This is a genomic window from Acinetobacter sp. YH12249 (genome assembly GCF_013417475.1).
GTDB lineage: Bacteria > Pseudomonadota > Gammaproteobacteria > Pseudomonadales > Moraxellaceae > Acinetobacter.
The window spans coordinates 79,382-102,245 of sequence record NZ_VPDX01000010.1; the positions used below are offsets into that span (position 1 = coordinate 79,382).

Below are 22,864 nucleotides of genomic sequence, written 5' to 3' on the forward strand. Positions count from 1 at the left end.
AAATGCCATTAAATTCATATAAACAGACAGGTTTTACCTTAATTGAATTAATGATATCGCTGGCTCTAGGGTTGATTATAATGGCTGCAGCGATCATGTTATTTGTAACAGGTCAAAAAAGCAGTGCATTACAACAAGGGTTTGCAAATATTCAGGACGATGCGAACTTTGGATTGGGATACATAGCACAGGATATCAGACATACAAATCTTAATAGTCTAAATTCTGGAATTAATGATCGAACGATTCAAGGTGGGATTGTACTTACTTCTAGTGCTAATGGTTTTAAAGACACAACAGTTACACCAAATATTACTTACAGTAATTTGCCTGAAAACTTAATAGGAACAACCGTAGCAACGAACTTATTGTCAAGTGGAGCTACGGGTTTGTCTAATGTACGAGGGGAAAGTAGTGATCAATTGGTCATTCAGTATAGACCTCAATATACAAGAGTTGGCAGTAATTGGGTTGGGGGTTTTGATTGTGAAGGAGAAGAAATCAAGTTCCCAGTCATGACTGGTGGGGTTGAAACACCATTGCGCATAATCGTACAGCGTTATTTTCTTAGGGAAGATACCAATAAAGATAGCAAGGAGCCAAATACTGCTTTGGCCTTGGCGTGTGATGCTGGGTGGTACAGTGAATCGGGTACTCCGCTACCAGATAAGATCGAGTCTTTTGGTAATGATGGCGAAGTTATTATGAAGCGGGTCGATTATTTTCATATCATGCTGGGTATCCAGAATGGTGAAAAGCTTCGATATATTTCTATTAATGATTATATGGCACTTAGTGCTCCCCGACCACGTATCTTATCTGTTCAATTAGGAGCATTAGTTCGTTCTGTACAAGGTGTGGGGAATGAACCAATGATTAAAGATGATCAAGAGTTTCAAGTACTCGATAAAAAAGTAACAGTGAAAGTACCGACTAACACAACAAGCAAATATGTCCGTCAGGTGGTTTCTCAAACAGTTGCACTGCGTAATACTTTTGGGGAGAGAGGACAATGAATAAAAGTCAGCGAGGAGCAACTTTAATTGTTGTTCTTATTCTACTTGTTGCTATTACCGTTATAGGAACATTGGCAATCCGTCAAAGTATGGTGACTTTAAATATTGCAACAAATAGTCAGGCCACTCAATTAATGCTTCAGAACGCAGATGCTGCATTTTTTAATGTGGAGAAAGAAAATAATATTATTCAGTCATTAAGCAGTAGCGGAATGTTTGGGTATATTGATGGTGCAGTGAATAAAGATAAAGAACTTGTGTTTTGTTTTCGTGGTGCGGATCAAGCTGATTTTTTTGATATTACTCTTGCCAGCATCATTGAATGGAATGCGCCTGATGTAAAACCTAAAAATGATAGCTTTGGTAAAGATGGATATTGTAAAACGAATGTAAGTGGAACAAATTTTTTTACGAGTGGTCGTAAGGCTGTCATGACTCAAGTTGCTGTCAAATATTCATCAGAAGCAGAGAAAGATGCATTCTATGGGCAAATTTTAGGAACAGATGATAATACTGTGAAATTGCAACGAAGTAAGCCAGTGAAGGTTTTTGCAGTTTCAATCATGCCGGCCTTAACTACTGCAGATAAAACAAAAATTGATGAATGTCTTGACTCTCACATGAATGAGGTTGTTATTCCGAGTGGTGTAACTCCATCTACAGGGGCGGATAAGAGTGTAACTCAGTGTTTGTCAGAACTAAATGTGCCTTTTGAATCGTCTGTCACAGAATATGTAATTGCTCAAGATTTCGTGTAATAGGGGAAGTAAGAAAAGATGAAAACGATGCAAAATAAAAATCATACTTCTTATCGTCATAAGTTGCTTGCTACCAGTATTGCTGCTTTATCGACAATGATGATTGCCAGCACAGTAACACAAGCAAGTGACATTGATATTTATCAAGAAGCTAAATCAGGTCAGATTACTCTAATGATGATGCTAGATATTTCAACGAGTATGAATGGGGTATCTACAGCTACAACTGACTTAGATCTAACAACAACAGAGTGTTCTGGTAATAATACTGGTAAGACAGAACCATTGAGAGACTATAATAGAACATATTGTACAGTATCTAAGTCAACTTATGCTAATTGGGTAAAAACGACTGCAACAGCAGCACAAAAAGCTAAAGCAGAAAAAGTGAATAGGGCTTGTAATAAACAGACTAATGGAGATTATCATTGTGGTGATCGCACAGCACGAATGTTGGATGCGATGTATGATTTATTAAATGGAAATTCATCTAAAGGTATTGCTAAGTTATCAGATGACAAGGTTATAGGGTTATCAACATTTGGTGCAGATAATACAAGTTCGGCAAAAACAAAAATCATTGTTCCAGCCCGTAGATTGGATTGTACGTCGGGTAAAGAAGATTGTTATCAGATGTCAGGAACAAAAACACAGCGCGAGATTCTCACGGAAGAAATTATTAAATTAAAAGGTATCAGTTATACGCCCACAGCTTGGGGGTATGCCGAAGTCATAAATTATTTAATGGGCAAGCGGCCTAACAAAACATCTAATGGCTTTGACTTATCATCCTCCATCACTAAAGAAGGATCAGGTACTAATCAAAAGTATCAAATGCCTGCATCTTTAGTGCAGGAAGATGCAAATAAAAAATGTAGTGGTCAAGGGATATATGTTTTAACAGATGGTGTACCTAATGCTAAAACCAGTGATACTTTAAATAATTTAAAAACAGGTTTATCTAATTCAGCCTTCTCTTGTTCTACAAATGATAATTGGGATTGTCAACATAAAGCAGCAACAGAATTATTGGCTGCAAGAAATGAATTGAAGCTTGTAGTAAAAACAGCAGTAGTGGGTTTTGGTAAAGAATTTGACTCAGTAGTTTCTTATGATCGAAATAAGACAAAACAACAAAATCTTGATGCCTTAGGCACAATTAATACTAATCCTAAAAATGCTGCGAAATGGGGTATTGAGGGTGGTGGTGGATGGTATTCTGGCTCTAGTTCACAAGATGTTGTGGATAGTGTCAATCATTTTATTAATGATTTAAGTGCAGAAATCCCAGCAGTAACAACAGGCTCTCCAACTATCCCTAAAGATGCATTAAACCCTGCTGTATTACAGGACGATGCTTATTATCAACAGTTCCAGCCAACGCCAGATAAAACATTCCAATTATGGGTGGGTAACTTAAAGAAATATTTAGTAGATGAAAATGGGGTATTAAAAGGCAAGAATGGCAACAAAATAGTCGATGATGATGGAAAGATCCTTGATAATTTTGATTATTGGGCTGAGTCAATAACACCGGCTAATGTTGACATGGATGAAAATACTCCGGGAAGTACAAAATTTGCTTTACGTGGTGGATTCTGGTCTAAATTGGCTTTAAGAACAGATCCATTAAATAATCCAAGTACTGGAACGATAAAGCGTAAAGTTTTTACGGATCGTAAACATTCTTCTGGCTCTGCTGGAGATTCTATATTTTCTGGAATTTCTAGCGGCGATTTAAGACAAGTTAAACCTACTGATTTGACTGATAATGTGTACAAGTATGACCAGTACAGAGGATATCTAATACGGTCATTAGGATATAACATTGATGCAGCAAATCCGCCAACTGATTTAAATGCTTTGATTTTAGAACCAGAATTTCGTCAAACTGGTGCAGTCATGCATTCATATCCACTTATGTTAACAAATAAAGGGAAACTTGCTTTCAATACAACAGACAAGAGAATGGATTCAACAAATCGTGAAGACTACATCTTGTTTGGTACCACACAGGGTATGTTGCATGTGGTGAAAGCTGGAGAGTCTGGTAAAGCGGGTGGAGGTGAAGAGGTCTTTACATTTATACCAAATGAGATGCTAGAAAAACAGAGAAAGGCACTTGATGTACCTGAAGCAACTAATGGCGGGATGAATAATCTGTTTTATGGTATAGATGGACCTTGGACTGCATATACTGAATATGTTATTGATGATTCTGGTAATTTAACAGTTGGAACGGGTAAAGGTGGTCAGAAGGGAGTACAGGATGTCTATGGCGGTTTACGCATGGGTGGCAAAAGTTACTATGCGTTGAATCTTCAGAATATTAATAATCCTAAACTCAAGTTTCATATAGATCCATCTGGAAATTGTAGTAATTCGAATCCATTGGGTTGTATGGGACAAAGCTGGTCCAAGCCCACTATTGGCTTTGTGAATTGGGCTGGAAAGCGTACACGTGTAATGTTTGTTGGTGGTGGTTACGATATGGGATATGAAAATCCCGCATATAACCAAACTAATAAAATTGGTGCAGGTGTATATATGTTCGCAGCCGATGATATAGGTACGATCAAAGCTGGAGATTTATTGTGGTGGGGTAGTGCCAATGCTACATCAAGTGCAAATACAACAACTAGTGGGGTAGTTGGTACTCACCACGCAGAAATGCAATATAGTGTAGTCAGTGAAATTCGAAGTGTAGATCGTAATGGCGATGATCTGATAGATCATATTTATTTTGGTGATCTCGGTGGGCAAATTTTCCGTGTAGATTTTGATAATACGCAATCTACAATTGGTAAGGTTGTAAAAGCCCCAGTTCGTCTCTTTGATGGTCATGCAAGTGGAGGTAAAAGCCCTCGTTTTTATGATATGCCAGCTTTTTCACTCTATAGTAATAATGGCAATATTTTCGCACTAATTTCTCAGGGTAGTGGTAACCGTAGTAAACCATTATTTGCAGATAGTAGTTATGAATACGATGCAATTTATAATATTTATGATAAAGACGTATCCCGCAAAGATTTATTTGGAGCGACATCTTGGTTAACTAAAGATATTGAAGTCTCAGAATTAATTAAACTTACCGATGATGATCGTAAAAATGACACTATAATCAAAGCACCTGCTAGTTCTGACGGTTGGTACTATGAATTTACCAACTGTCTAACAGGGTATGGTGATTGTGATGATTATACCAAGCAGACAGAAAAGGTTTTTGGAACCCCAGTTGCTTTAAATAATAAATTATTTGTTTCAACATTTGATGCAAGTAAAGATGGTCTGTCTGGCGACTGCGGTGCAGGTGTGAAAGGGGCAAGTTTGATGACCACTTTCTGCTTGCCTTATGGACAGTGTAAGAGTTCAGACCCTACAGGTTCGGGACGTTCATTTATTGGTGCAGGCATTCACACCATTACTGTCGGTAACGACAATAAAAAAGGCGGTGGTTCCGGTGGTGGTTCTGGCGGTGGTTCCGGTGGTGGCTCTGGTGATGAGCGACCAACAAGTGCTTCAAATTACTGTATTTCAACTGGTGGGCGTATGACAATTACAGTAACAGGAGCAGGTGGTGCAAGCGAAGAAACACAAATGTGCTTAATTCCTCAACGCTGGTACCAGAAATTTCGTTAAGGTGAGTTTATGAATAAAATGAATAAATTTGCTGAACGAGGTTTTACTCTGATAGAACTTATGGTCGTGGTAGTAATTGTGGCAATTTTTGCTGCAATTGCTATCCCGAGTTATCAGAATTATGTTCGGCGTGCAGAGGCATCCCAAGTGCAACAAGAAATTCAAAGATTAGCCAGTGAATTGTCTAAGTGGAAGTCTCGGAATTTCAGTTATCAAGGATTCAATTTAACGCCACAAACCATAAGAAATTACACTATTGAAATCAAAGATGGAACCGATACTGCTTTTAAACTAGATGATAAAGATGGTACTGAATACAAGGCTAATGGCCAGCAATGGGTAATTAAAGCAATTCATGCAGATGGAACGAATGTCTCTTTCTTGCAAACCAGTACAGGATTAAAGTGTAAAAATAAAGCAAAGGCAAATATTACCTATAGCAGCTGTGGTACAGGGGGTGAAGAATGGTGATTAGAAACCGACAGACAGGCTTCACTTTGATTGAGTTAATGATAGTTGTTGCTATTATTGGCATTCTGGCTGCAATTGCTTATCCCTCCTATCAACAACACGTGCGTAAAACAAAAAGAACGGATATGCAGGCAAGTATGCTGCAGATTGCTTCGCAGATACAGCGTTATAAAATTGCAAATTTTAAGGTAAAAGGTGCAGTTGCTAATGATTTTGGGATTAAAGCAGCCTATCCGGAACAAGGGACTCCTCTTTATACAGTAGCTTTAAAATGGATTGATACAGATGGGAGTGTAAAAGATACGACACCTTTAGGTTCTGAAAGATGGATCTTGATTGCAACACCAATTTCGACTGCAACACAATATCGTGATGGCCATATTGGTTTGAATTTTAAAGGTGAGCGTTGTTGGACCCAAGGTACAGATAATTCTGGTACAGCATGTACTCCATCTGCCACATCAAACTGGGACGGACGCTAACCAAATTCAAAATTGTGGATAACCAACTTTTGATCTTTCATTCAGGGCAAACTTCGCGTAAAATATTGCCCTCTATGAAAGGGGTTTGAAGTGTTCCGGTGGTCGGTACATGAATAATCCGTAAAAACTATAAGGTTCTATCATGGTTGTTATTCGTCTTGCACGCGGTGGTGCTAAAAAACGTCCGTTCTATCAAATCATTGTGACTGATAGCCGTAATGCACGTGACGGTCGTTTCATCGAACGTATCGGTTTCTTCAACCCTACAGCTCAAGGTAAAGCAGAAAAACTTCGTTTAGATGCTGACCGTTTTGCTCACTGGGTTTCTCAAGGTGCTCAACCTTCTGAACGTGTTGCTTCTTTAGCTGCTCAAGCTAAGAAAGCTGCAGCTGCTGCTTAATTTTAAGGTAGCAGGTAGCCCATGACACCAACACAGAATGTTCCCGAAGATCGTATTCAGATTGGACAGTTACGTTCAGCATATGGATTAAATGGGTGGCTCTGGGTCTATTCCAATACAGAACCTATGAGCAACATATTTGACTACCTTCCTTGGTACATTGAGACCAAAGCAGGTTGGCAAATTGTCGATGTAAAACGTTGGAAACCACATGGCAAGGGCTTGGTTGTTTCGCTAAAAGGTGTGAGTGATCGTACCGCAGCAGACGGCCTGGTGGGTGCTAATGTCTGGATTTCTAAATCGCAACTGCCTCAACCAGGCGTGGACGAGTATTACTGGTCTGATTTGAAAGGTCTAACTGTATTAGGTCTGGATGAAGAAGAACAGGAAGTGAATCTCGGTCAAATCCATGAAATGTTTGAGACAGGTGCCAATGACGTAATGGTAGTTCGCGCTACTGCTGACAGCGTCGATGGCGAAGAGCGGATGATTCCATGGCATAAAGATGTGGTACAGCGGGTTGATCTCGAAGCTGGTCGTATCTACGTAAATTGGGGCGTAGATTATTAATCCTTAAAAAGGGTTAACACAGCAGGAAAATGAGGAGTCTGCGGTGTTCTTTGCAGTCATTACGCTTTTTCCTGAAATGTTTGAAGCGATTACAGCCTACGGTATTAGCGGGCGCGCAGCAAAACGTGATTTGATGCAAATTCATTGTATTAATCCACGAGAATTTGCTGAAGGGAACTATAAACGGGTGGATGAACGTCCATTTGGTGGTGGTCCCGGTATGGTGATGATGGCTGAGCCATTAGCGAAAGCAATTCATCGTGCCAAAGAGCTTGCAGCGCAAGCGGGTGCAGTTAACGTTCCTGTGGTGTATATGTCACCACAAGGAAAAACCTTAAATGAACCTGCGGTACAGGACTTCGTAAACTATGACGGATTGATTGTACTTTGTGGTCGTTACGAAGGTGTCGATGAACGTTTGATCCAGAAATATGTTGATCAGGAATGGTCGATTGGAGATTACGTATTATCGGGTGGCGAGCTCCCTGCGATGGTGTTATTGGACAGTATTATCCGGAGACTTCCGGGTGCAATGTCAGATGAACAATCACACGTGCAAGACTCATTTGTGGATGGTCTGTTAGATTGCCCACAATATACCAAGCCAGACCATTTTGAAGGTATGGATGTACCGGACATCTTGAAATCGGGACATCATGCCAATATTGAGAAATGGCGGTTTTTGCAGCGATATCAGCGCACTTTGGAACGCCGGCCTGAATTGGTAGAAAAAGTTGAACTGACCAAGCAGCAAAAGAAATGGCTAAAAGATTTAAAAAGTGGCAACAACTAATCCTGTTGTCCAAATTTGTATTTAAGCAATGTTGTTTAAATATTTAAAATAGGCTCTTTATGCATTGAAGCGGTCAAGCATAAAGGGAAAGTCAATCGGGTCTATGCGATTTAGCCTCTATACCCAGCGATAATCAGACCTCTTCTGACTCGCACATATTGGAGATACCCCATGAGCGGTAAGCATCCTTTAGTACAAGCTGTTGAAAATGCTCAGCTTAAACAAGACATCCCAGCTTTTGCACCAGGTGACACAGTAGTTGTCCAAGTAAAAGTAAAAGAAGGCGACCGTGAACGTCTACAAGCGTTCGAAGGCGTTGTCATTGCTAAGAAAAACCGTGGTCTGAACTCTGCGTTCACAGTACGTAAAATTTCTAGCGGTGTTGGCGTTGAGCGTGTATTCCAAACTCACTCTCCAATCGTTGCTAAAATCGAAGTGAAACGTCGTGGTGACGTTCGTCGTGCTAAACTTTACTACCTACGCGAATTGTCTGGTAAAGCTGCACGTATTCGTGAAAAATTGCCAGCTCGTAAACAAGGTTAATTTTAGCCTTGCTTTTAAGCAAAAAAATGCGCCTTTGGGCGCATTTTTTTATGTTTGCTTTTATCTGGATTTATTCGAAATGTTCCTGCAAAGGCAAGATCATGGCATCCAAAATATCCAAGAAAATTTTATGAATAAACATCAGGAATAATACAAAATATCCCCAAGACTGGAATCCTGCATTAAAAAGTTGAATGCAAATAAAACATTGTGTGATAGCCAGTAAAATACTGATCCATACATTTGCGATAATATGTCGATGACAAGAGGGACAATAATAAGGCTCATATTTTTTAAATTGAAAAGGATTAATCACTTTTCGTTTGCAACAGGGGCAGGTTCTTTTAAATCTGTTTTTGATTTCTATAGAAGGTATCTGCATTTATTTTATTTCACAGTTCTTTTTATATTTGATGAATATTTTATATGCAGTTTAATCATGATTAACAAGTAAATTTCAAGAAAAAATTTGGAGAAAAATAAGATAGAAAAAGCCTCTGGATGAATAGAGGCTTGTGTAGCTCTATAAACCTTGCAGTTTTAAGCGGTTGGCATGCTGGCGATAAACATCGACTGGGTCTGGAGCAAAGACATTTCTTAACCCGAGTAACTGGTTCACTTCATCCAGGTGGTTCCAGTTGTAGTTATCCCGAATGGTTTTACCGAATTTGGCACTACAGCGGGAGACCAGACCATCATTTTCCTTGCCGCCATCAATGAGCAGGGCTGTAACTTTGAGTGCTGAATCAGGATCGAGCGGGTTGGTGACTTGGCCTACACCTGTGAATGAATAGTTGTAGATACCTTTTTGTTGATATGCACCTTCACCACAGGTGGTAGTCGGCATACCCAGCGGATATTTCTGGTTGAATTGCGCAGATCCTGCCAGGGTCAGGCTGCGACCACCAGCCAGAGAATCATGCGGATAAGAGTTTGGGTCCAGGCCTTGAGCCCAGGTAATGGCTTTAGAAACCAGATTTATTGTGCCGACCAGTGGCGCTTCAATAGCAGTCCCTTCAGCTTTTAGAATCAGGTCTGCAACCGGTGAACCTTTGTGCGGTGCACCTACTGTGGTTAATGAAGCCACCAGTTTAGGTTCTGAACCTGCTACATAACGAATTGTTGGGCCACCATGTGAGTGTCCGATCAGATTAACTTTATCTGCTCCGGTAATTGCGGCAATTTCCTTGACCTGCTCCAAAAGTTGTTCACCGCGAATTTCAGATGAGTTAAAAGGGGAGACTCGCGTTGCCCAAACATTCGCACCATTACGGGCCAGATCAGGTAAAATCTGATACCAATAGTCCAGTCCAAACTGGTCAGTGCCAACCCGAATGAAACCCGCCATGCCGTGTGAAAATACAATCGGATATTTGGTTTTGGCATATTGTGAACTGGCTTTCGCCGTCACCTGACTGGCCTGAGTGGAGGCATGAGCCGTGAAGCAGGTCGCTGCCATGAGCAGGCTCGCCGTTAATACTCCATATTTCATCATTATTTCCTCATTCTTGTTGTTGTGTTAAGGCGATCCTCGCCATAATGTGGGGAATAGCCAGCTGAAAAGCTGACCCATTAAGCGTTTTGAGTGTTTTATCTCCCTATTTTTTTAAGTGAAAATAACGAAAAAGTCCTTATATCCGCAGATAGAAGGGCGATGAAAATTATAGATTCTGAAGTTTTAAACGATTGGCATGTTGACGGTACATCGCCACCGGATCCGGAGCAAACAGGCCTTTAAGACCAAACATCATATTGGCCAGATCGGTATGGTTCAGCTTGTACTGGTCATTAATCACCTTACCAATGAATGCACTACAACGGGCAACCATGCCATCGTTGTCTTTATTGCCGTAAGATAAAGGGCCAAGCTGCATCAGGATGGTATCGATATCCAGTGCATTGGTCGCTTGAGCCACACCGGTCCAAGAATAATAATAGATACCGTTACGGTCTTTTGATTTCAGGTTCTTATTACAGTTTTCTGTGGAGGCTAAGACACCATCCTGCACCATCTGTTTGGCCACGCTGGCATTAAAAGAGCTGGAGCCAGTTTGGGTCAGGGATTTCATGGATGCATCGAAATCAATTTCCAGTTCAGGTTTGAACTGTCCCAGTGCGATCAGTGGCCCAATAATATAATCACCGAGAACATTAAAAGCAGTGCGGGTAAGAGTATTGTTCTGAATATCATCGGCCACTTTAGAGCCATGATAGGTGCCTGCAACCCCCGTAATGGATGCAATCTGCTGCGGTCGAGTCGCTGCCACATAGAGTACAGTCGGGCCACCATGGGAGTGACCGATGAGATTGATTTTTTCCTTCCCTGTAATTGCCAGCACTTCATCGACCTGATGAATGAGCTGTTCACCACGGTGGGTCGTGGTATTGGCAGGCGACAATTGGGCGGCAAACACGGTAGAGCCATTACGAGCCATATCCGGCAGAATCTGATACCAGTAATCCAGACCAATCGTATCGGTACCTATGCGTTGCCAGCCTAGCCACCCATGCACCATCAGAATAGGATATTTGGTTTTGGCATAGTCTGATTTGGCTTTTTCAGTGACCTGAACTGCACTTGCTGCCGCCTGGGTTTGTGTTGAAAAGCCAAAACCGAGGCCTGCTGCCAAGGAAAGCGCCAGCATCTGTGTTGTTTTAATAAAAGTACGCATAACCGTTCCTTTGTTCATTTTATTGTTATAAAAAGCAATCATTGCTCGGGAGTATTGATGCACGATAAATATTGAAGTTGGATGTCTCGATCGTGCAGACCTAATCTTCAATCACGCGCAAAAATTATTATTTTGAAGCAGAAGCATTTTTTCATGCTGATGAGCCAATTCCATGTCATTTCGGGCCATGCCCGATGAGCATTTATGAGTCCATAAATTTGCAATTTATATACGTATGTATTTTATTGTTAACTCCTTGAAATATAAGATTGATGAATGTTTAGGTTGAAATAGTTAGAAACAAATAACAATGTTAAAAAAAGTAATCAGCCCAAGAAAATCAAGGCTTTCAGAGAGAAATGGCTCTGTTAAACTCTCAAAATAGAGGGTCAGCGTTACTGTTTTTATATAAGAGATGAGACAAAAAAAAGGGAATAAGAGAAGATATTCGACGCCGTAGCAGTACTGTGTAGCTACGGCGTCAATGAGCAATTTTAGCTGAAAATTAATTGGCAAAGGGTAGGGTCCCACCCTGATCATGTACCTGTTCAAATGTACCTACACGAAGCCGTTCTTCAGGGCGCTGGAAATGTTTCTGACGCAACTGATCAACTGCCTGCTGTTTGGCATTTTCACTCAGGCCACTTTTTAGGATGTTATCGCGCTCGCCCAAGTAACGCGTCACACTGGATTTCCAATTCGCACGTTCATCATCAAGTTTTTCCAGACGTTGGGTTGCTTCAGGACCGACCAGATTCAGGCGCATCTGACGGATTTCTTCCGCAGAACCACCCCGGGCTTTAATATCAGCGGTGAGTTTACGCAGATCTTCCAGTTTATTCAGTTGCTCCAGATTTTCTTGCCAGTCCTGCGGTAACTGCGCAAACAGTTCTTTTAGCTTCTGGGCTTTTTCTGCTTCGCTCAGCTTTTTATCCGCCATGACTGCCATCCGGTCTAAGGTATATTCATGATAGGTATCTTCAGTGCCAAACAGTCCTTCAATTTCATAATCAGAGAAAAAGCGTTTACGCAGGTTCTGGGTGCTGGCATAGATACTGCGGTAGTAAGCTGGATCTTCTTGATCCAGACCTGCAGGTGGAGTCAGTTCTCCCAAACCTTGACGATACTGGATATAACGATCCCAAAGATCCAGAACTTGTGAGAGTGCAGGATCCTGATAATTTTGTTGAATATAGGCTTTAAAATCTCGCTGGATTTGTTCGAGGGTTTTTTCCCCATATTGGGTAATAAAATATTCAAAACAGTTACGGGTCTGTTCATTGACAATCAGGCGATTGCTGGCATCCATCTGCATCTGGCAATTAATTTCCGTATCCTGCTGGCTTGGACTCAGGAATATGTTATTTACGGGGCCATTGGCCAGTGCTGCTGCCTGTTGAGCGCTGCTTTCATTGGTGGATTGCGGGCCCGAGACACGTGCCTGTGCTTCATCCCTGGGCGCAAGCCATAGAATCAGGGTAATCAAGCACAATACGATGAGCGCAATCACGATCCATAGTTTATATTTCTGCATATCCTATGCACCTTTATTTTAATTATCGGATTATTTTAAATTTTGCATTCGGCAGGATAGGAGATATTGCACCTTATATGCTGTAGAAAAGTTGTAAATAATTGGCAGGGGTTTTACCATTGCGCCAATTTATAAAATGTCTGACTTTTTGCCATGAAAGCTTCATCTCCTAAAATTCAGCGTCGTCATATCAGCGGTGTATTTCTATTAAATAAGCCTCTAGGCATCAGCTCGAATGCTGCATTGCAAAAAGTACGCTGGTTATATCGTGCGCAAAAAGCTGGACATACTGGTGCACTAGATCCCTTGGCCTCCGGTCTTTTACCGATCTGTCTGGGTGAGGCGACCAAGTTTTCGCATTATCTGCTGGATTCAACCAAACGTTACCAGACCACAGTTTTTCTGGGACATAGCACTACCACAGGTGATGTCGAAGGAGAGATTCTGCTGGAAAAACCGGTCCCTAAACTGAATGAAGAGTTGATTCAGGAGACAATTGCCAAGTTTGTTGGTGAGATCCAGCAAGTGCCACCGATGTATTCGGCTCTGAAAAAAGAAGGTCGTCCGCTGTATGAGTTGGCACGTAAGGGTATTGAAATCGAACGTGAAGCACGTCCAATTACCATTTATGCAATTGAGCTTTTATCTTTGACTGAAAATAGTATTACGCTGGATGTGACCTGTTCTAAAGGCACTTATATCCGGGTACTCGGCGAAGATATTGCCAAAGCACTCGGTACTTATGGTCATCTGACTTATCTGCACCGGATTCAAACCGGTCATTTTGACCTTATTCCAAGCTATACCATTGAATATCTGGAAAGCTTGACTGAGGCAGAACGTGAAGCACTATTACTGCCAGCTTATGCACCGGTACAGCATTTCCCGCAGATTCAGGCACCGGAAGGCCGTGCAGAATATTTTAGCCGAGGTATGGAAAGTAATATCGATCATCCGGCAGAGCCACAGGTGTTGGTCTTTGATGGTGAGAAATGCTTAGGCCTGGCTGAAATCACGGATAAAAAACGTCTGGTACCTAAACGTGTTCTTAATCTCTAGGCGCGTTGAATAACAATGGACATTGAGATTATCCTCAGTCTGGTGCTTTTTGCCTTTATGGCCGGAGCGATTGACGCTGCCGTCGGTGGTGGCGGTCTGATCCAGATCCCGGCGATTATGAGCAGTCTGCCGCAGCTGCAACCTGCCACAGTATTTGGCACTAACAAGCTAGCCTCTATTTTCGGTACAGGCTCGGCAGCCTTTTCCTATCTTAGACAGGTCAAGCTGCCATGGGTTTTACTTGGTGTAATTGCGCTGTGCAGCTTTATTAGCTCATTTATTGGAGCAGCCAGTGTCACCTTGATTCCGGTGGATATTCTCAAGCCTTTTGTGCTGATCATGCTGATCGTGATTGCGATTTATACCTTCATGAAAAAGCAATTCGGACGGGTACATGTCGAGCAAAAGCTGAATAAAAAGATGCTGATACTGGCAGCATTAGGTAGCCTGGCTATCGGTTTCTATGACGGAATTTTTGGCCCAGGCACGGGCAGTTTCTTTATCTTTTTCTTTATCCGTTATCTGAGCGTGGATTTCTTGCATGCCTCAGCTTTATCGAAAATTGCCAATTTCACTACCAACTTGGCGGCACTGAGTTTCTTTATTCCTACAGGTCATGTGCTGTTTCTAGTCGGTGCCATGATGGCGGCTGCCAATATTTGCGGTTCGCTATTAGGAGTTAAACTGGCCTTTAAATATGGCAGCGGTTTTATCCGGATTCTGTTTCTGATCCTGGTCAGTTTGCTGATTTGCCGTATGGCTTATCAGATGTTTTTAGCCTAAAAATAGATGTAAACTATTCTCAATATTAAAGTTTTTTATACAAATTCGTCTTATAAATATTCCTGACCATTTGCCGGTTTCACTCTATGCTGGAGCAAAGGCATGACAAAAACAGGAGAAAAATTACATGACCACCATTTTTGAAGCATTAAGGGAAAGTCATGAAATCCAGCGTGATCTGGCAGAAAAATTACTGCAAACTTCGGGGGATTCGCCAGAACGTCGTGAGTTGTTCAAGCAGCTGAAGAATGAACTGTTTGCGCATGAAACCGCAGAAGACCGTTACTTTTATATTCCCTTGATGATGACAGATCCCGGCCTGAACATTACCCGTCACGCCTTGGCAGAACATCATGAAATGGATGAAATGATTGAGGAACTGACTGAAACTGAATTTAGTAGCCCAAGCTGGATTGCAATTGCCAAGAAACTGTCAGATAAGGTACATCATCATTTGAAAGAAGAAGAGCATGCTTTCTTCCAGCAGGCCGGAAAAATTCTGGGAGATGAACAAAAACAGGCTTTAGCGGATCAGTACAAAACTGAATATCAGCGTTATAAAGAAATGAAAAAAGACATGCTGGTTAAAAGCTAATATTTAAATTTATTTAAATTCAAATTTTCATGACAAAAAAAGATGGCCAGAGTGCCATCTTTTTTTATTTATTCAGCTTTCTATTTTCCGGGTTTTATATTGCTGTCGTGCTTCCCGCATGGTCACGCCAACTGAAGCCAGCATAATACAAACCAGTGCGACGGTTTGAAGTAGCGTAATTTTTTCACCCAGCAAAATAAAACCTACCAGTGCCGCCAGAGCTGGAGACAGACTGGAAAGCGTACCATAACTGGTTTTATTCAAGTGCTGGAGCGCTTTTAAATCCAGCGCATAAGGAATAGCGGTTGCCAGCACTGCAATAGTAATGGCCTTGCCCCAATATTGAGTATCAATCAAAGCAGAGGCGTTGTTATATAGTCCGATTGGCAACAAACACAGGGCTGAAATACTGATGGCAATCGTCAGTGCATGCATCCCGATATTTTGCTGTACTACGCGTTGCCCAAAATAGATATACAGCGCCCAGCAGAGGCCAGCCCCTAGGGCGCAGGCTGCACCAAACAGGTCAAAGTTACTGCTATTGGCTTCCCCCCAAGGCACCATCAACACGATACCTAAAATTGCCAATAGCACCCAGACATAGTCCTTACGGTCCTGAATCGAAATTAAGGCCAGTCCTAGCGGGCCAATAAATTCCAATCCGACTGCAATGCCTTGAGGAAGTTTCCCGAGCGACATATAGAACAGAATATTCATCACGCCTAGAGAAGCACTATAGCAGAGCAGATCCCGCCATTTCAGGAATTGTAAACGTCGAATAACTTTCCAGGAACGGAACATGACACAGACAATAATAGCGGCAAAACAGAGTCTTAAAATAGTGACAGTGATCGGGTCAAGCACCAGGAAAAGTTGCTTGGCGAAGGATGCACTGATCTGGTATGAAGTCATGGAAAGAACCATGTACAACACAGCAAGAAGTTGGACGTTTGGCATGGGAGAAACTACTTATACCAGAAGGGTATAATCGAGATACAGAAGAAAGCGGAAGTATACCAAACTGGTTAATTTTTGATGAGTAGGGCAGACGAATATTTTGTGAATGCGAAGCAGAATTTTGATCAGTGAATTTAAATTTTTGATTTCGTCCCCCACCGAAAAAATTAAATTCAACGTTAATTGTTGATGAGATTGTGGTTACAAATTAATCAATTTTTAATTTGATCTTAATTTTATATTTATTAAAATGACTTAGACCTCATGATTTGGGTCAACTTTAAAATAACAATGAAAAATAAAACGATGAAAAAATAATAAGGTAGATAATAATGAAATTAAGATTACTCTCTTGTGCTGTCTTGAGCCTTATGCTGACTGCATGTGGTGGCTCTGATTCTGATAATAACGAGCCAGTCGCAGGTCAACCAACCCCAACCAATCCTGGTAATCCGAGCAATCCTGGAACTCCGGATAATGGTGATGGAACATCAGATACGATTTCTGAATTCTATACCTATCAGTTCAACCTGCCGAATATTGATGCTTCAGATATGGAGTCGGAAAAGCTTCTATTGGCCAGTCATAAAAATAAAATTACTGACGGCATCTTATATGCAGATGATAACCGGGCTGTTGATACTGAATATGATCTTGATGAAGACATGACTTTCCCAATTTATGTTACAGAGAAAGGTGTATTCCCTGCAGATCGTGCCCGTACAGCATTAGGCTATAAACTGGAAAAAGTACTGGAAAATACTTCTGAACAATTTACCAGTCGTCCCGTCACTATTCCGGAAAATAACATCAGCAATCATCGACACCTGGAATGGTACGACCTGTCAGGTAAAGCATTAACTGAACGTACCAATATTGCTGTCGTGAAGATGTATGACGATACCGAGACCAGAGTTTTCTTTGATACTGATACCACGGATGCTGAACGTAAATATTACAATCAGTTTGCTACCAATTTTGTCGGTTTGCAGAAGGCACGTACTTTCCCGAACGGATCTAAATGTTTCCGTATTCTGGCGGAACATCCTGAGGAAGAATTTATTGAATTTGATCCGGATATCAAAACTGGCTATCGTACACTGGCTGAATGGCAGACAGGCGAGTCTGTTCAAGAGATGGCGAAAACCATTTTAGATGGCACGATGGCTAACCTGAAATTTAAAAAAGCCGAATATAAAGACGATGCTCAGCAATATTATAAATACTTTGGGGCGATCGAATATCAGGGTGAAATTTATTCCAGTACTTTCTCGGAACATGGAGAGCATATTGATCATGCCGATTATATTGCTCAAGCAAGAAAAGCTGCCTTGGACAATTTAAGGGAAGAGGGTGCAACTCCTCTAATGCTCAAATGGACAGATTACCTGTATGACCATCTTGCTTCGGCATGTGATGGCTATAATGTGACAGCAGCTACAGCATTAAATACAGCTATTAAGGATGCAACGCCACGCTAAAATTAAATAGGTCATTTAAAAAAGGCGCTTGAGCGCCTTTTTTATTTAGTGCTTTCTTCTTTGTGTCATCACCGTACAGCCAATCGACGCACTGATAATGGTGGCCAGTGCCAGCCATTGTGTCCACAATAAAGTTTCGCCTAAGAATACAAAACCGGAGAGTGCTGCAACAGCAGGTTCCAGGCTCATTAGAGTGCCAAAACTCAATGCGGTTAAATTACGCAGTGCAATCATTTCCAAAGTAAAGGGTAAGGCACTGGCAAGTGCAGCCAAAATAACAAAATACATGAGGCTGCTTGGCTCAAACACATGAGCAGGCATTCCCGCAAACAGGGCAATCGGCATCAGCACCAGCATGCCCACAAACATGCCCAGACACACGGTATGATTCCCTGATACACCGGAAGGTTTTTGTCCGGCCACGATATATAGTGCCCAGCAGGAACCTGCACCTAAGGCAAACAGGATGCCAATCGGGTCAAGCGGTTGTGCAGCCTGATCAAAGGGAAACAACAGAACCAGCCCCAGAATGGCCAATCCTACCCAGATAAAATCAAATTTCTGCCGGGCATAAAACAGGGCAACACTTAAAGGGCCAATAAATTCAAAAGAGACTGCGATTCCAATCGGCAATCGATCAATTGCCAGATAAAACAGCATATTCATGCCAGCTAATGCCAAGCCATAGCTGATAATGGCTGGCCATCTGACCTGGCGGAAATTGATCTGCCAGACTTTAAAAATGAGCGCCAGAATCAATGCACCCAATAGCAGGCGCATGGCAGAAACGGTCAGGATCGGGAACTGGCCAAACAGATATTTGGCAAAGGAGCCGCTGCTCTGCATGCTGATCATCGCGATCAGCAGAATCAGCGGCGCTTGCACCATAGGTGCAATTTTAAGATTTGGCATGACTAAATTTGTTTCGATTTCTCGAAGAGCGGAAGAGCAGCATCAGCTGAGTAAGGCTTAAAAATAAAAACCTTTAAGCAATAAAAAAACCACAGCCCGAAGACTGTGGCTTTTTAAAAACCTGAATTAGAACAATACGCGAACGCGGATTGTACCTTCAAGGTTGTGTAAAGTATCGAGTGCTTCTTGAGATGCAGTTGCGTCTACATCCATCACCAGGTAACCCACATCGCCTTTGGTCATTAAAGTCTGACCAGAGATGTTGATGCCGTGTTCAGCAAACAGGTTGTTGATCTTAGACAGCACACCCGGAATGTTTTTGTGAATATGTAGCAGACGGTGTTTGCCTTCAGTTAATGGAAGCGCGATTTCTGGGAAGTTCACCGCAGAAAGCGTCATACCTTTATCTGAATAAGCTACAAATTTCTCAGCAACTTCCAGACCGATGTTCGCCTGAGCTTCCATGGTAGAACCGCCCACGTGTGGAGTCAGGATTACATTTGGAATGTTACGTAGTGGAGAAACAAATTCTTCGCCATTTGCTTTAGGCTCTTTCGGGAATACGTCAACCGCAGCACCCGCAAGGTGGCCAGATTTCAACGCTTCAGCCAGATCTTCGATCACAACACATGTACCACGTGCCGCATTGATGAAGATTGAACCTTCTTTCATTTGCGCGAATTGTTCTTTGGTCATGAAGTTACGTGTAGACGGAACATCAGGAACGTGAATAGAAACAACATCAGCATTTGCAAGAAGTTCGCCCATTGTGCCGACCTGACGTGCATTACCCAGTGGTAATTTAGTCACTGTGTCGAAATAGATCACTTTCATACCCAGGCTTTCAGCAAGGACAGAAAGTTGTGAACCAATTGAACCGTAACCAACGATACCTAAAGTCTTACCACGAGTTTCGAACGAACCTACAGCAGATTTGTTCCAGCCGCCTGCATGTGTATCTGTAGATTTTTCAGGTACACGGCGAAGCAGAAGAATCGCTTCAGCAAGTACAAGTTCAGCAACCGAACGTGTATTTGAATACGGTGCGTTGAATACCGGAATACCGCGACGCATTGCTGCATCCAGGTTCACCTGGTTAGTACCGATACAGAAACAACCTACCGCGATCAGTTTGTTCGCAGCTTCAAACACTTCTTCAGTGAGCTGAGTACGGGAACGGATACCAATGAAGTGTGCATCTTTAATCGCTTCTTTCAGTGCTTCACCCTCAAGCGCTGTTTTGCGATAGTCGATATTGGTATATCCAGCTGCATTCAATGTGTCGATTGCGTTCTGGTGAACGCCTTCTAACAATAGAAAACGGATTTTATCTTTAGGTAGAGATAGATGTTGGCTCATTACGGCTCCGCTACAAAGGCCAAATTTAGTCGCCGTATAATAGCACAGGAATGGGGCGGTTATACATTTCCTTGATGACTACAATATCAGCTATTTTTGCAAGTGATAGTAGTGAAAATGATAGAACTGGTTGAATTAAACTATCATTTTCAAAGGTATATTGTCAAAATTGTCATTTTTTAAGGGAAAGCCCTAAAAATAGCTTATAATATTGCGCCATGCTGTTTAAGCTGCCAGTTTTGGTGCTTTAATCATCATGTTTCGCCTGCTTTGTATACAGGTTTTAATGCCTGAAAAATATACAAATAAACCGGCGAGGTCTCTCTTGTTTAATTCATGCTAGGTCTGCAAACGATGAATGCTCCAGTCGCTTTAACCCCAGAGTTATTGACCCAATTGACTGCAATTGTGGGTGAAAACCGTATTAAAACTGATGCGGACAGCCTCCAGAATTGGGGTCGTGATCATACCAAACACTTTGATCCAAACCCATCGGTCATCGTTTTCCCATCTTCGACTGAACAGGTTCAAGCAATTGTGAAGCTTGCCAATCAGTTCAATGTTGCAGTGACTCCATCAGGTGGTCGTACTGGTCTTTCTGCAGGTGCTGTCGCTGCGAATGGCGAGATTGTGGTAAGCATGGACAAGATGAACCAGATTCTGGAATTCTTCCCGGCAGACCGTATGGTGCGCGTACAGGCAGGTGTGGTGACTGAACAGTTGCAAAACTATGCTGAAGAGCAGGGCATGTATTACCCGGTTGATTTTGCCTCTTCTGGTTCAAGCCAGATCGGCGGGAACATCGGCACCAATGCTGGCGGGATTAAAGTGATCAAATACGGCATGACCCGTAACTGGGTGCTTGGCCTGACTGTGGTGACTGGTAAAGGTGATGTACTGCGTCTAAACAAAGGCATGATTAAGAACGCAACGGGTTATGCACTACAACACCTGTTCATCGGTGGTGAAGGTACTTTAGGTTTAGTCACTGAAGCAGAAATCAAGCTGGAACGTCAGCCACACGACCTGCAAGTGCTGGTACTGGGCGTACCTGATTTTGATGCGATCATGCCAGTATTGCATGCCTTCCAGGCGAAAATCGACCTGACTGCATTCGAGTTCTTCGGTGAGCTGGCAATGCAAAAAGTACTGGCAAATGGTCATGTACAGCGTCCATTTGAAACTGAATGTCCATTCTATGTATTGCTTGAGTTTGAAGCGCCGTTTGAGCCGATTATGGACAAGGCGATGGAAATCTTCGAGCACTGTATGGAACAGGGCTGGGTGCTGGATGGCGTGATGAGCCAAAGTCTTGAGCAAGTACACAGCTTATGGCGTCTACGTGAAGACATCTCTGAGTCAATCGCTCCATTCATTCCATATAAAAATGACATCTCTGTACTAATCACTCACGTACCGGCATTCATTAAAGAAATCGATGCGATCGTGAATGAAAACTACCCAGACTTCGAAATCTGCTGGTTTGGTCATATCGGTGACGGTAACCTGCACTTGAATATCCTGAAACCGGCTGACCTGACCAAAGATGAATTCTTTGCGAAATGCCAAGTCGTGAACAAGTACGTATTTGATACTGTGAAAAAATATGACGGTTCAATTTCTGCGGAACATGGCGTGGGTATGACCAAGAAACCTTATCTTGAATACACCCGTTCAGCTGAAGAAATCGAATACATGAAAGCCTTGAAAAAAGTGTTCGATCCAAATGGCATCATGAACCCAGGCAAACTATTCGATCTTTAATCAGAATAGATTTACAAAAGCGCATCGAAAGGTGCGCTTTTTTTATTGCTCTGTAACTGGGCTTACAGAGTCTAAATAGCGTTAAGCTGAAAAGCCCGGCATGATAATTTCTGCATAATAAAGATAATCTGGGTTAAACAATATGTTACGGTTATTGGCGGTTACAATTTTAGGTCTGGGTGTGATGACATCAGGTTGTACAACCACTCAGAAAGTGATTGCAAAAGTGCAGTCTTCTTCAGATACACCTTTGGATCAGGTGCTTAAAATGAGGCCTGACCTGCGTGAAGAACTGGCAACAGTCGAGATACGTCAGTTCTTTAATCGTGTTGAGTCACCGACGGTTGGACAGGTAAAAGTAACTGAAACAGGTTTGATGGATGACTCGGTGAGATCGATTCAAACCATTTATCATTTTAGGAAAGAAGAGAAAAACTGGAAAATGCACAATACTGAAAAGCTCTATCAGTGTGTACGAGGTTCAAATACCAAAACTTTCCAGAAGGCAGTCTGTCCTTAATAATGTTTGATCTTTAAACAAAACTTCGTTAAAAGCGTATCTTCAGGATGCGCTTTTTTGCTTTTTGGGGCGATATGAAAAACGATATTAATATAGAAACTGTGCTTAGTAATATAAGTTATGAACTACAAAAATTATTTGATTCTGCCCCATACAATACTTTTGATTACTTAGATTTAGTACAGCTTCTTATTCTCTATAGATTTGAGGAGTTTTCTAAACGGCTAGAACAGCATACCGATTTATTAGAGTCTTTACTAACTAGATTAAAATACGCGAATCCTCATTTCAATTTAGATGAAGTCTTTGAAGCAGAAAGAACTGCAAGAAAAGTATTAGGGGTATTTGATAGCCAGTATAAATTCGCTGATACTGATGAATTAGATTTCCCTTTAAATATAGATAAAGATAATTTAGAAAGAAGCTATAAGACCTCTTTCATAAATCATTTTTTGCTCAGTTCCAAGTTGTAGATTCCAGCGATTAAATTGAATCTCAAACCAAGCCTTTTACCTCTATTTCGATAACGCTCAGCAAGGATTTTGAAGGTTTTCAG

At 41.8% G+C, this 22,864-nt stretch carries 22 protein-coding genes and 1 pseudogene; 16 read left to right on the forward strand and 7 right to left on the reverse strand.

The genetic code is table 11. The features are described from left to right. Positions 1-2 precede the first annotated feature (2 nt). The 9 genes from FTV25_RS07800 to rplS all read left to right on the forward strand — a co-directional run bounded on the left by FTV25_RS07800 (position 3) and on the right by rplS (position 8,672). Positions 3-1,016, forward strand: coding sequence for a PilW family protein (locus FTV25_RS07800; RefSeq protein WP_180002718.1), 1,014 nt, complete (start codon positions 3-5; stop codon positions 1,014-1,016). Continuing rightward, entirely contained in the window at positions 1,013-1,774 is a 762-nt protein-coding gene (locus FTV25_RS07805) for a pilus assembly protein PilX (protein WP_180002716.1), read from the forward strand. The genes FTV25_RS07800 and FTV25_RS07805 overlap by 4 nt, the downstream gene beginning before the upstream one ends. Before the next feature lie 18 nt (positions 1,775-1,792). Continuing rightward, positions 1,793-5,413, forward strand: a complete 3,621-nt coding sequence (locus tag FTV25_RS07810) for a pilus assembly protein PilY (protein ID WP_373683623.1) — start codon at positions 1,793-1,795, stop codon at positions 5,411-5,413. Between the two features lie 9 nt (positions 5,414-5,422). Beyond that, a complete protein-coding gene (locus FTV25_RS07815) occupies positions 5,423-5,884 on the forward strand; it encodes a type IV pilin protein (RefSeq protein WP_286396274.1) in 462 nt (153 codons plus the stop codon). Beyond that, complete coding sequence (locus FTV25_RS07820; RefSeq protein ID WP_180002714.1) at positions 5,878-6,366, forward strand: type IV pilin protein; 489 nt, start codon at positions 5,878-5,880, stop codon at positions 6,364-6,366. The genes FTV25_RS07815 and FTV25_RS07820 overlap by 7 nt, the downstream gene beginning before the upstream one ends. A 142-nt stretch (positions 6,367-6,508) precedes the next feature. Beyond that, on the forward strand, positions 6,509-6,766 hold the full coding sequence (rpsP, locus tag FTV25_RS07825) for a 30S ribosomal protein S16 (protein WP_004826436.1): 258 nt from the start codon (positions 6,509-6,511) through the stop codon (positions 6,764-6,766). Positions 6,767-6,787: 21 nt separating this feature from the next. Beyond that, positions 6,788-7,336: a ribosome maturation factor RimM gene (rimM, locus tag FTV25_RS07830; RefSeq protein WP_004787070.1), complete on the forward strand. Its 549-nt coding sequence runs from the start codon at positions 6,788-6,790 to the stop codon at positions 7,334-7,336. A gap of 43 nt (positions 7,337-7,379) precedes the next feature. Next, the gene (gene trmD, locus FTV25_RS07835) at positions 7,380-8,129 is read left to right on the forward strand and encodes a tRNA (guanosine(37)-N1)-methyltransferase TrmD (protein ID WP_034704491.1); all 750 of its coding nucleotides are present in this window, start codon (positions 7,380-7,382) and stop codon (positions 8,127-8,129) included. 171 nt (positions 8,130-8,300) lie between these two features. Further along, complete coding sequence (gene rplS, locus FTV25_RS07840) at positions 8,301-8,672, forward strand: 50S ribosomal protein L19 (RefSeq protein WP_004787066.1); 372 nt, start codon at positions 8,301-8,303, stop codon at positions 8,670-8,672. A 523-nt stretch (positions 8,673-9,195) separates the two neighbouring features. Here rplS and FTV25_RS07845 read toward each other — a convergent pair. The 3 genes from FTV25_RS07845 to FTV25_RS07855 form a co-directional block, all read right to left on the reverse strand. Further along, positions 9,196-10,164 (reverse strand): triacylglycerol lipase, encoded by a 969-nt coding sequence (locus FTV25_RS07845; RefSeq protein WP_180002785.1) that lies wholly within the window; start codon positions 10,162-10,164, stop codon positions 9,196-9,198. Between the two features lie 169 nt (positions 10,165-10,333). After that, positions 10,334-11,344 carry a triacylglycerol lipase gene (locus FTV25_RS07850; RefSeq protein ID WP_179992159.1) on the reverse strand — a complete coding sequence of 337 codons (1,011 nt, stop codon included), beginning with the start codon at positions 11,342-11,344 and terminating at the stop codon, positions 10,334-10,336. 505 nt (positions 11,345-11,849) lie between these two features. After that, complete coding sequence (locus FTV25_RS07855) at positions 11,850-12,878, reverse strand: lipase secretion chaperone (protein ID WP_180002712.1); 1,029 nt, start codon at positions 12,876-12,878, stop codon at positions 11,850-11,852. A gap of 153 nt (positions 12,879-13,031) precedes the next feature. Here FTV25_RS07855 and truB point away from each other — a divergent pair, with 153 nt between their 5' ends. The 3 genes from truB to FTV25_RS07870 all read left to right on the forward strand — a co-directional run bounded on the left by truB (position 13,032) and on the right by FTV25_RS07870 (position 15,315). After that, a complete protein-coding gene (gene truB / locus FTV25_RS07860; RefSeq protein WP_180002710.1) occupies positions 13,032-13,937 on the forward strand; it encodes a tRNA pseudouridine(55) synthase TruB in 906 nt (301 codons plus the stop codon). A 15-nt stretch (positions 13,938-13,952) separates the two neighbouring features. Further along, a complete protein-coding gene (locus FTV25_RS07865) occupies positions 13,953-14,720 on the forward strand; it encodes a TSUP family transporter (protein ID WP_004787054.1) in 768 nt (255 codons plus the stop codon). Positions 14,721-14,847: 127 nt separating this feature from the next. Continuing rightward, a complete protein-coding gene (locus FTV25_RS07870; RefSeq protein WP_179992156.1) occupies positions 14,848-15,315 on the forward strand; it encodes a hemerythrin domain-containing protein in 468 nt (155 codons plus the stop codon). A 72-nt stretch (positions 15,316-15,387) separates the two neighbouring features. Here the strand turns inward: FTV25_RS07870 and FTV25_RS07875 are convergent, their stop codons facing one another. Beyond that, positions 15,388-16,272: a DMT family transporter gene (locus tag FTV25_RS07875; protein ID WP_180002708.1), complete on the reverse strand. Its 885-nt coding sequence runs from the start codon at positions 16,270-16,272 to the stop codon at positions 15,388-15,390. A gap of 332 nt (positions 16,273-16,604) precedes the next feature. Between FTV25_RS07875 and FTV25_RS07880 the strand changes: the two genes are divergently transcribed. Further along, a complete protein-coding gene (locus FTV25_RS07880; protein ID WP_180002706.1) occupies positions 16,605-17,753 on the forward strand; it encodes a hypothetical protein in 1,149 nt (382 codons plus the stop codon). Positions 17,754-17,798: 45 nt separating this feature from the next. Here the strand turns inward: FTV25_RS07880 and FTV25_RS07885 are convergent, their stop codons facing one another. Both FTV25_RS07885 and serA read right to left on the reverse strand, forming a co-directional pair. Further along, positions 17,799-18,665, reverse strand: a complete 867-nt coding sequence (locus FTV25_RS07885) for a DMT family transporter (protein WP_125279698.1) — start codon at positions 18,663-18,665, stop codon at positions 17,799-17,801. A gap of 126 nt (positions 18,666-18,791) precedes the next feature. Then, positions 18,792-20,024: a phosphoglycerate dehydrogenase gene (gene serA, locus FTV25_RS07890; protein ID WP_005233651.1), complete on the reverse strand. Its 1,233-nt coding sequence runs from the start codon at positions 20,022-20,024 to the stop codon at positions 18,792-18,794. Positions 20,025-20,378: 354 nt separating this feature from the next. Between serA and FTV25_RS07895 the strand changes: the two genes are divergently transcribed. The 3 genes from FTV25_RS07895 (at position 20,379) to FTV25_RS07905 (ending at position 22,781) form a co-directional block, all read left to right on the forward strand. Next, positions 20,379-21,788, forward strand: a complete 1,410-nt coding sequence (locus FTV25_RS07895) for an FAD-binding oxidoreductase (protein WP_125279697.1) — start codon at positions 20,379-20,381, stop codon at positions 21,786-21,788. Positions 21,789-21,930: 142 nt separating this feature from the next. Next, the gene (locus FTV25_RS07900) at positions 21,931-22,308 is read left to right on the forward strand and encodes a hypothetical protein (protein ID WP_004787040.1); all 378 of its coding nucleotides are present in this window, start codon (positions 21,931-21,933) and stop codon (positions 22,306-22,308) included. A gap of 74 nt (positions 22,309-22,382) precedes the next feature. Further along, entirely contained in the window at positions 22,383-22,781 is a 399-nt protein-coding gene (locus FTV25_RS07905; RefSeq protein ID WP_180002704.1) for a hypothetical protein, read from the forward strand. On the opposite strand, the pseudogene FTV25_RS07910 reads toward FTV25_RS07905, so the two are convergent. Beyond that, positions 22,754-22,864: pseudogene (locus FTV25_RS07910) on the reverse strand (IS5/IS1182 family transposase); the annotation flags it as partial. The gene FTV25_RS07905 and the pseudogene FTV25_RS07910 overlap by 28 nt on opposite strands.